A 5,884-nucleotide genomic window follows, 5' to 3' on the forward strand; every position below is an offset into this window, starting at 1 on the left:
GGTGTTCGGGGTAAAAGACAGCTATGACGATATTGTCTTTGGGTCGATGCTGGTTGACAGTAACGCCGTGAAGTTACTGAAAGGGGCCGCGGGCGGCAAGTAATGATTAGGCGGCCTGAGTGCCGCCTTTGTTTTGGGGGAAATATGCTATTACCGACCCTTGAAGAACTGCGGTTACAGTGCAAAGTGGATGAGAGGCAGGATGATGAGCTACTGCTGACCTATCTTGCCGTTGCCAGAGAAAAAGCAGAAAACTACCTTAACCGCAAACTCTACGAAGAACGCGTGCCGGAGGAAGATCCTGACGGCATGTTAATCACACCGTTGGTTAAGCTAGCCCTGATGCTGGCAGTCGGGTTTTGGTATGAACACAGGGAACCAAATGTATTAACCAGTGGTTTTAAAGAGCTGCTCAATGATTACCGTATTCGGCCTATAAAGGGGGAGTGATGGAAGCAGGCAGATTGCGTCACCGTATCGAAATTCAGGGTGTCCGCAGTAAACAAACTGACTCAGGCGGCGTGGTAAAAGAACGTTACACCGTGGCCACGGTCTGGGCGGAAGTGAAATTTATCAGTGGCCGCGAGTTGGTCGCCTCCAAAGCGGTGTTGTCTGAAAGCATTGTCCGGTTCTGGGTGCGGTATCGCCCTGATATCAGCACCGCGATGAGTATTGTCTTTAAGGGCAATACTTACGCGATTCAGGCCGTGATGCCGGATAACAAGTTAACCCTGTTAGAGCTACTTTGTCAGGAGGGCGTTAAGCAATGACAATTGTAGATTTTTCTGCGCTCAACGATCTGTCACGGGATTTAGAACTACTCAGTAAAGCCGAAAGTAATAAAGTATTACGCAAAGGCACTTATGCGGGGGCGAAAATCCTGCGTGACGAGACCCGCAAGCGTGCGCCCGTCAGAACCGGCAAGCTCAAAAAAAACATTGTGGCGACCAACCGAAAAACGAACAGGGACGGAACTATTTCATCCGGTGTCTATGTGCGCGGTTCAAATAAATCCGGCACAAACAGCGACCCCACCATGAAGAAAAACGACCCGCGAAACGCCTATTACTGGCGATTTTTGGAAAAAGGCACGTCCAAGATGGCAGCCCGTCCCTTCATTGATCCGGCCTTTGACGTCAGGGCAGACGAAGCCGCCGACGCGGCCTTTGAGGTTGCCCTGAAAGCCATTGATGAGGTGCTGGCAAAATGACCGACAGTGATTTGTTTAAATTACTCAATCCCGTTTTGCCCGGTCGGGTTTTTCCCTACCTTATTCCCAAAACAGCCAACCGCACCCCCTCGCCATGGTGCGTATTTTCCACCTATAGCCTCTATACAGATGTACTGAGCGGTCAGTCCGTGAAAATGACACGGGTGCAAATTGACATCTACGCCCCCAGTCTGGATGACGCTGATGATATTTGCGGTAACGCATTCAACGCCGTCAGGCACCTGCAACCTTTTGAGGTAGAGCGCGAGAACGGTTTCGAGGATGACACCGAACTGTATCGCGCCACCGTTGAATTCAAAATTTACTCTTAACCCCTGCCGGAGATAACTCCATGGCCAAGTTTGAAAAAACCCTTGCGACGTCGTTATCGGTTTCAGCCGAGGCGACGAATGATGCCACGAACACCCTTATCAAATGGGTGGCTATTGATACCTCAGTGAAAGAGATTAACTACACGGGCGGTCAGAAGTCGGATATTGAAGTTACCACACTCGGCTCCCGTGAGCAGGAGATAATTAACGGTCTGGCCGCTCCGGCCGAAATTACCCTTTCCGGGCACTGGACAGCCGAAGAGGAAGGGCAGGACATCCTGCGTCTGGCCTTCAACACCGATCAGGCCTACGCTTTCCGCGTCCAGTTCCCCAGCGGTAATGGCTACCGAACAGTTTCAGTTAGATCCCGGTGATTATCTGGAAGCCTCAGTCTGGGGCACGGTGACCGGCATTGTTCATAGTCACCCGGACGCGACCACCCTGCCTAGCGATCTGGATGAGGCGCAATGCGATTTTACTGAATTACCGTGGCATATCGTGAGTTACCCCGAGGGTGATTTCAGGACCATCTATCCGCGCGGTGAATTACCGTTACTGGGGCGCCCGTTTGTGCTGGGCATTTATGATTGCTATGGTTTAGTGATGAGCTATTACCGTCAGCAATACCGCATTGAGCTGAATGACTACCGGGTTAATTATCCCTGGTGGGAGCAAGGCGAAAATCGCTATCTCGATAACTTTGAGCAAGCAGGCTTTGTCGAGGTTACTGATCCGCAGGAGGGTGATGTGGTACTGATGCAGGTTCAGGCTGATGTGGTTAATCATGCCGGGATCTTACTGGAAGGTAATTTATTGCTTCATCATCTTTATGATCAATTAAGCCAGAAAGTGCCTTATGGCGGATATTGGAAAGACAGGACAATAAAAATAGTCAGATATAATCTATAAGATCAGCGAAATAATTTCTTGATTTTTTTCAGTTAAAAGTATAGCTATCCTGACACAATTCAATCGAAAGGGTATGCAATGAGCAAAAAAAATGCGGTTGTATTGGTTTCTGTAGCTATCTTGGCATTTGCTAGTGGTTTTGCGGCAAAAGAAGCAATTAGCCTAGTAGATTTCGATAGCAAAGAGATAGCTAAAGCGAAAGAGATAGTTAGGGAAAGATTAAAAGATCCTGATTCAGCTGTCTTTGAGGATATGGTTGAGAACCCTCATATAAAAGGCGTTGTTTGTGGTTCTTATAATGCAAAAAATAGTTATGGCGGCTACGGTGGAAAAACCAAGTTTATTATGAGCACTCTTTGGAGCGCAGATGGAGCAGAGATTGAAACCTACGATTCAACGGGTAGCGAAGAACAGAAAAAAGCTTTCCTTGAGCGGTGGATTTCGCTTTGCACATAAACAAATTACCTTCTTGATAATGCATTAACACACCAACAAGCAATAAGCCCTCTTCGGAGGGTTTTTTTATTTTATGAGGTCATTATGGCTTATATAGACTCCCCGCTTCGCACAATTCGGCTTCATGGCGTCCTTGCGGCTAAATTCGGCGGAACCTTTGAATATGCCGCCAGAGATGCCCTGCATGCCATCCGCGCCATGAGCAAACTGATTACCGGTTTCGAAGCGTTTATGCTGAATGCCCATAAACAGGGATTTACTTTTTCGGTCGTCGTGGGTGGCAGAAGCTACAACAAAGATGAACTGGACATGACCAAAGGCCATAATGATATCCATATTATGCCGGTGATTATCGGCAGCAAAAAGGCAGGGGTTTTCCAGACCATCTTAGGGGCAGTGATGGTGGTGGCGGGAGCGGTTGCGACTGCGTATGGCGTCCCGTTTGGGTCACAATTGATCGCGACGGGTATTGGTATGATGGCGGGCGGTGTCTCTCAAATGCTCGCGCCTCAACCACCGGGATTAGGGATGCGTGAATCACCGGATAATAAACCTTCTTATGCATTTGGGGGGCCGGTTAATACAACCGCCCAGGGCAACCCGGTTCCCATTCTCTATGGCTCACGTGAGATCGGCGGGGCGATTATCTCTGCCGGCGTTTATACCGAAGACCAGTATCAGACAGAGCAGATTGAGAAGCAGAGAAAATACAGTTTTGGTGAGATCTTAACAGGAAAACCCCATGAAGACTGGGTGGCCGAAGAAGAACGCAAAAAAGACCGGGAACAGCGTAAAAAAGAGGAAGAGCAGCGGAGGGGCTAGCACGATGATTGAGCATAATATAGAAGGTGCAAAGGGTGGTGGCGGCGGTGGGCATACACCTTACGAAATGCCCGATAACATCCAGTCCAGCGCAAAAGCCCGTGTGCTGTTGGCATTGGGTGAGGGGGAGTTTGTCAGCGATCTAACAGCAAAAGACATCTATCTGGACGGCACACCATTACAAGGCGACAACGGAATGAACTTTGAAGGGGCGAGCTGGGAATTTCGCCCCGGCACCCAGCACCAGAGATATATCAAAGGCATGCCCGCGGCTGAGAATGAAATTCGCATCAATACCGAGATAAAGGCCGCCACACCCTGGGCAAAATATATTTCCAATACGAAATTATCAGCCGTCCGCGTTCGTCTCGGCTGGCCTGCCCTGAGGGAGCAAAAAGACAATGGTGATACGGCGGGTTATCGCATTGATTATGCCATTGAGTTATCAACGGATGGTGGCAGCTACCAGACTGTTTTTGATACTTATATCGATGCCAAAACCACGACATTGTATGAACGCTCATATCGTATTAACCTGCCTGAGGCAAAAACAGGCTGGACTGTTCGGGTGGTCAGAAAAACAGCGAACAGCACCAGTGAACGGATCATTGATAAAATGAACATTATGGCGTTCACCGAGATTATTGATGCTAAATTCCGCTATCCTAATACCGCGCTGCTGTACGTTGAATTCGACGCCAGATTGTTTAATGGCAATGTGCCGCTGATTTCATGCAAACCCAAAGGGCGCATCATTCGCGTGCCGTCTAATTACGACCCGATTAGCCGTACTTGCAGTGGCATCTGGAACGGCACATTTAAGTGGGCGCACAGCAATAACCCGGCGTGGGTCTTGTACGACATCTTGCTGAATGATTTGTGTGGCCTTGGTGACAAAATCGACATAACGCAGGTTGACGAAACCGAGCTGTACCGCATCGCGCAATATTGTGATCAGCCCGTCCCTGATGGGAAGGGGGGAATGGAGCCGCGCTTTACCTGCGATGTTTACATTCAGTCACGCGAAGAAGCACATAAGGCATTGACCGACATTGGCGCGATATTCCGTGGCTCGGTTTACTGGGGCGCTAATCAGTTCATTGCCATGGCGGATATGCCGGACGACATTAAATACATTTTCACGCAGGCCAGCGTTATCAATGGTGAATTTGTCTACAGCGGCGGCGGTGAACGTAACCGGAGCACCGTCGCCATGGTGAGCTGGTCAAATCCAGACAACCATTACAATGACGAGGTTGAAGTTGTTTCAGACGATAATTTAATCCGGCGTTATGGTATCAACCAAATTGATATCGCCGCCATTGGCTGTACGCGCCAGAGCGAGGCGCAACGCCGGGGAAAATGGGCGATTCTGACCAACTCACGCGACACCATGATTTCATTCCGCGTGGGTCTGGATGGTCAAATCCCCATGCCCGGCCAAATTATCGGGGTGGCGCATAAAAACAGAGCTGGACGCGTTATTGGCGGCCGTATTCAGTCGGCTAATGATCGCAACATCACACTGGACAGAAAACCCGATGTGCAGTCAGGCGATCGTTTGTTGGTTAATTTACCGGCAGGAAAATCAGAGGGCCGGACGGTTCAGGCCGTTAATGGTAACATCGTTACCGTGACGACTGCGTACAGTGAATTACCTGTATCCGGTGCTGGCTGGGCGGTGGATGCCAATGATTTATTTATTCAGCAATATCGCGTCGTCGGCATTAAAGATAACAACGATGGTACGTTCGAAATTAATGGCCTTTATCACGATCCCGACAAATACGCCCGCATCGACACCGGCGCGCGGATTGACGAACGTCCTATCTCTATCATCCCTGCGAGCGTCCAGTCGCCGCCGAAGTCGGTCAAGATTGAGGGCTTTTCTTTTGTTCAGCAAGGTATCTCCACCACTACCGTACTGATCTCATGGGAAAAAGCAGAAGGTGCAGTTGCTTATGTAGGTGAATGGCGCAGGGACAGCGGTAACTGGATTTCCATTCCCCGCTCGTCATCACCGGGATTCGAAATACCGAATGCGTACTCCGGCCGGTATCAGGCTCGCATTAAGGCAATAAACTCATTTGATATCCCAAGCTTATTCGCTTCATCCGAGGAGGTGAATATTACGGGGAAACAGGGCAACCCGCCG

At 49.5% G+C, this 5,884-nt stretch carries 9 protein-coding genes; all 9 read left to right on the forward strand.

Translation table 11 applies throughout. The features are described from left to right. Positions 1-144: 144 nt before the first annotated feature. Positions 145-450: a head-tail connector protein gene (locus tag ABLA76_RS16815; protein WP_348988806.1), complete on the forward strand. Its 306-nt coding sequence runs from the start codon at positions 145-147 to the stop codon at positions 448-450. Continuing rightward, a complete protein-coding gene (locus ABLA76_RS16820) occupies positions 450-770 on the forward strand; it encodes a phage head closure protein (RefSeq protein ID WP_348988807.1) in 321 nt (106 codons plus the stop codon). Before ABLA76_RS16815 ends, ABLA76_RS16820 begins: the two co-directional genes overlap by 1 nt. Beyond that, positions 767-1,210, forward strand: a complete 444-nt coding sequence (locus ABLA76_RS16825; RefSeq protein ID WP_348988808.1) for an HK97-gp10 family putative phage morphogenesis protein — start codon at positions 767-769, stop codon at positions 1,208-1,210. Before ABLA76_RS16820 ends, ABLA76_RS16825 begins: the two co-directional genes overlap by 4 nt. Next, positions 1,207-1,542, forward strand: a complete 336-nt coding sequence (locus ABLA76_RS16830; protein ID WP_348988809.1) for a hypothetical protein — start codon at positions 1,207-1,209, stop codon at positions 1,540-1,542. Before ABLA76_RS16825 ends, ABLA76_RS16830 begins: the two co-directional genes overlap by 4 nt. A 20-nt stretch (positions 1,543-1,562) precedes the next feature. After that, the gene (locus ABLA76_RS16835) at positions 1,563-1,916 is read left to right on the forward strand and encodes a phage tail protein (RefSeq protein WP_348988810.1); all 354 of its coding nucleotides are present in this window, start codon (positions 1,563-1,565) and stop codon (positions 1,914-1,916) included. Then, entirely contained in the window at positions 1,882-2,451 is a 570-nt protein-coding gene (locus ABLA76_RS16840) for a C40 family peptidase (RefSeq protein ID WP_348988811.1), read from the forward strand. The genes ABLA76_RS16835 and ABLA76_RS16840 overlap by 35 nt, the downstream gene beginning before the upstream one ends. Positions 2,452-2,529: 78 nt before the next feature. Beyond that, a complete protein-coding gene (locus tag ABLA76_RS16845; protein WP_348988812.1) occupies positions 2,530-2,907 on the forward strand; it encodes a hypothetical protein in 378 nt (125 codons plus the stop codon). An 84-nt stretch (positions 2,908-2,991) separates the two neighbouring features. Beyond that, on the forward strand, positions 2,992-3,729 hold the full coding sequence (locus ABLA76_RS16850; protein WP_348988813.1) for a tail assembly protein: 738 nt from the start codon (positions 2,992-2,994) through the stop codon (positions 3,727-3,729). A 4-nt stretch (positions 3,730-3,733) separates the two neighbouring features. After that, the coding region (locus tag ABLA76_RS16855; protein WP_348988814.1) for a phage tail protein at positions 3,734-5,884 on the forward strand (2,151 nt) is incomplete at its 3' end.

This window comes from Xenorhabdus sp. SGI240, from assembly GCF_040081915.1.
GTDB classification, from domain to species: domain Bacteria; phylum Pseudomonadota; class Gammaproteobacteria; order Enterobacterales; family Enterobacteriaceae; genus Xenorhabdus; species Xenorhabdus bakwenae.

What these genes read in the sequence shown, in the direction of transcription:
- ABLA76_RS16815 (WP_348988806.1), top strand. Translation starts at nt 145, where the DNA reads ATGCTATTACCGACCCTTGAAGAACTGCGGTTACAGTGCAAAGTGGAT.
- ABLA76_RS16820 (WP_348988807.1), top strand. Translation starts at nt 450, where the DNA reads ATGGAAGCAGGCAGATTGCGTCACCGTATCGAAATTCAGGGTGTCCGC.
- ABLA76_RS16825 (WP_348988808.1), top strand. Translation starts at nt 767, where the DNA reads ATGACAATTGTAGATTTTTCTGCGCTCAACGATCTGTCACGGGATTTA.
- ABLA76_RS16830 (WP_348988809.1), top strand. Translation starts at nt 1,207, where the DNA reads ATGACCGACAGTGATTTGTTTAAATTACTCAATCCCGTTTTGCCCGGT.
- ABLA76_RS16835 (WP_348988810.1), top strand. Translation starts at nt 1,563, where the DNA reads ATGGCCAAGTTTGAAAAAACCCTTGCGACGTCGTTATCGGTTTCAGCC.
- ABLA76_RS16840 (WP_348988811.1), top strand. Translation starts at nt 1,882, where the DNA reads ATGGCTACCGAACAGTTTCAGTTAGATCCCGGTGATTATCTGGAAGCC.
- ABLA76_RS16845 (WP_348988812.1), top strand. Translation starts at nt 2,530, where the DNA reads ATGAGCAAAAAAAATGCGGTTGTATTGGTTTCTGTAGCTATCTTGGCA.
- ABLA76_RS16850 (WP_348988813.1), top strand. Translation starts at nt 2,992, where the DNA reads ATGGCTTATATAGACTCCCCGCTTCGCACAATTCGGCTTCATGGCGTC.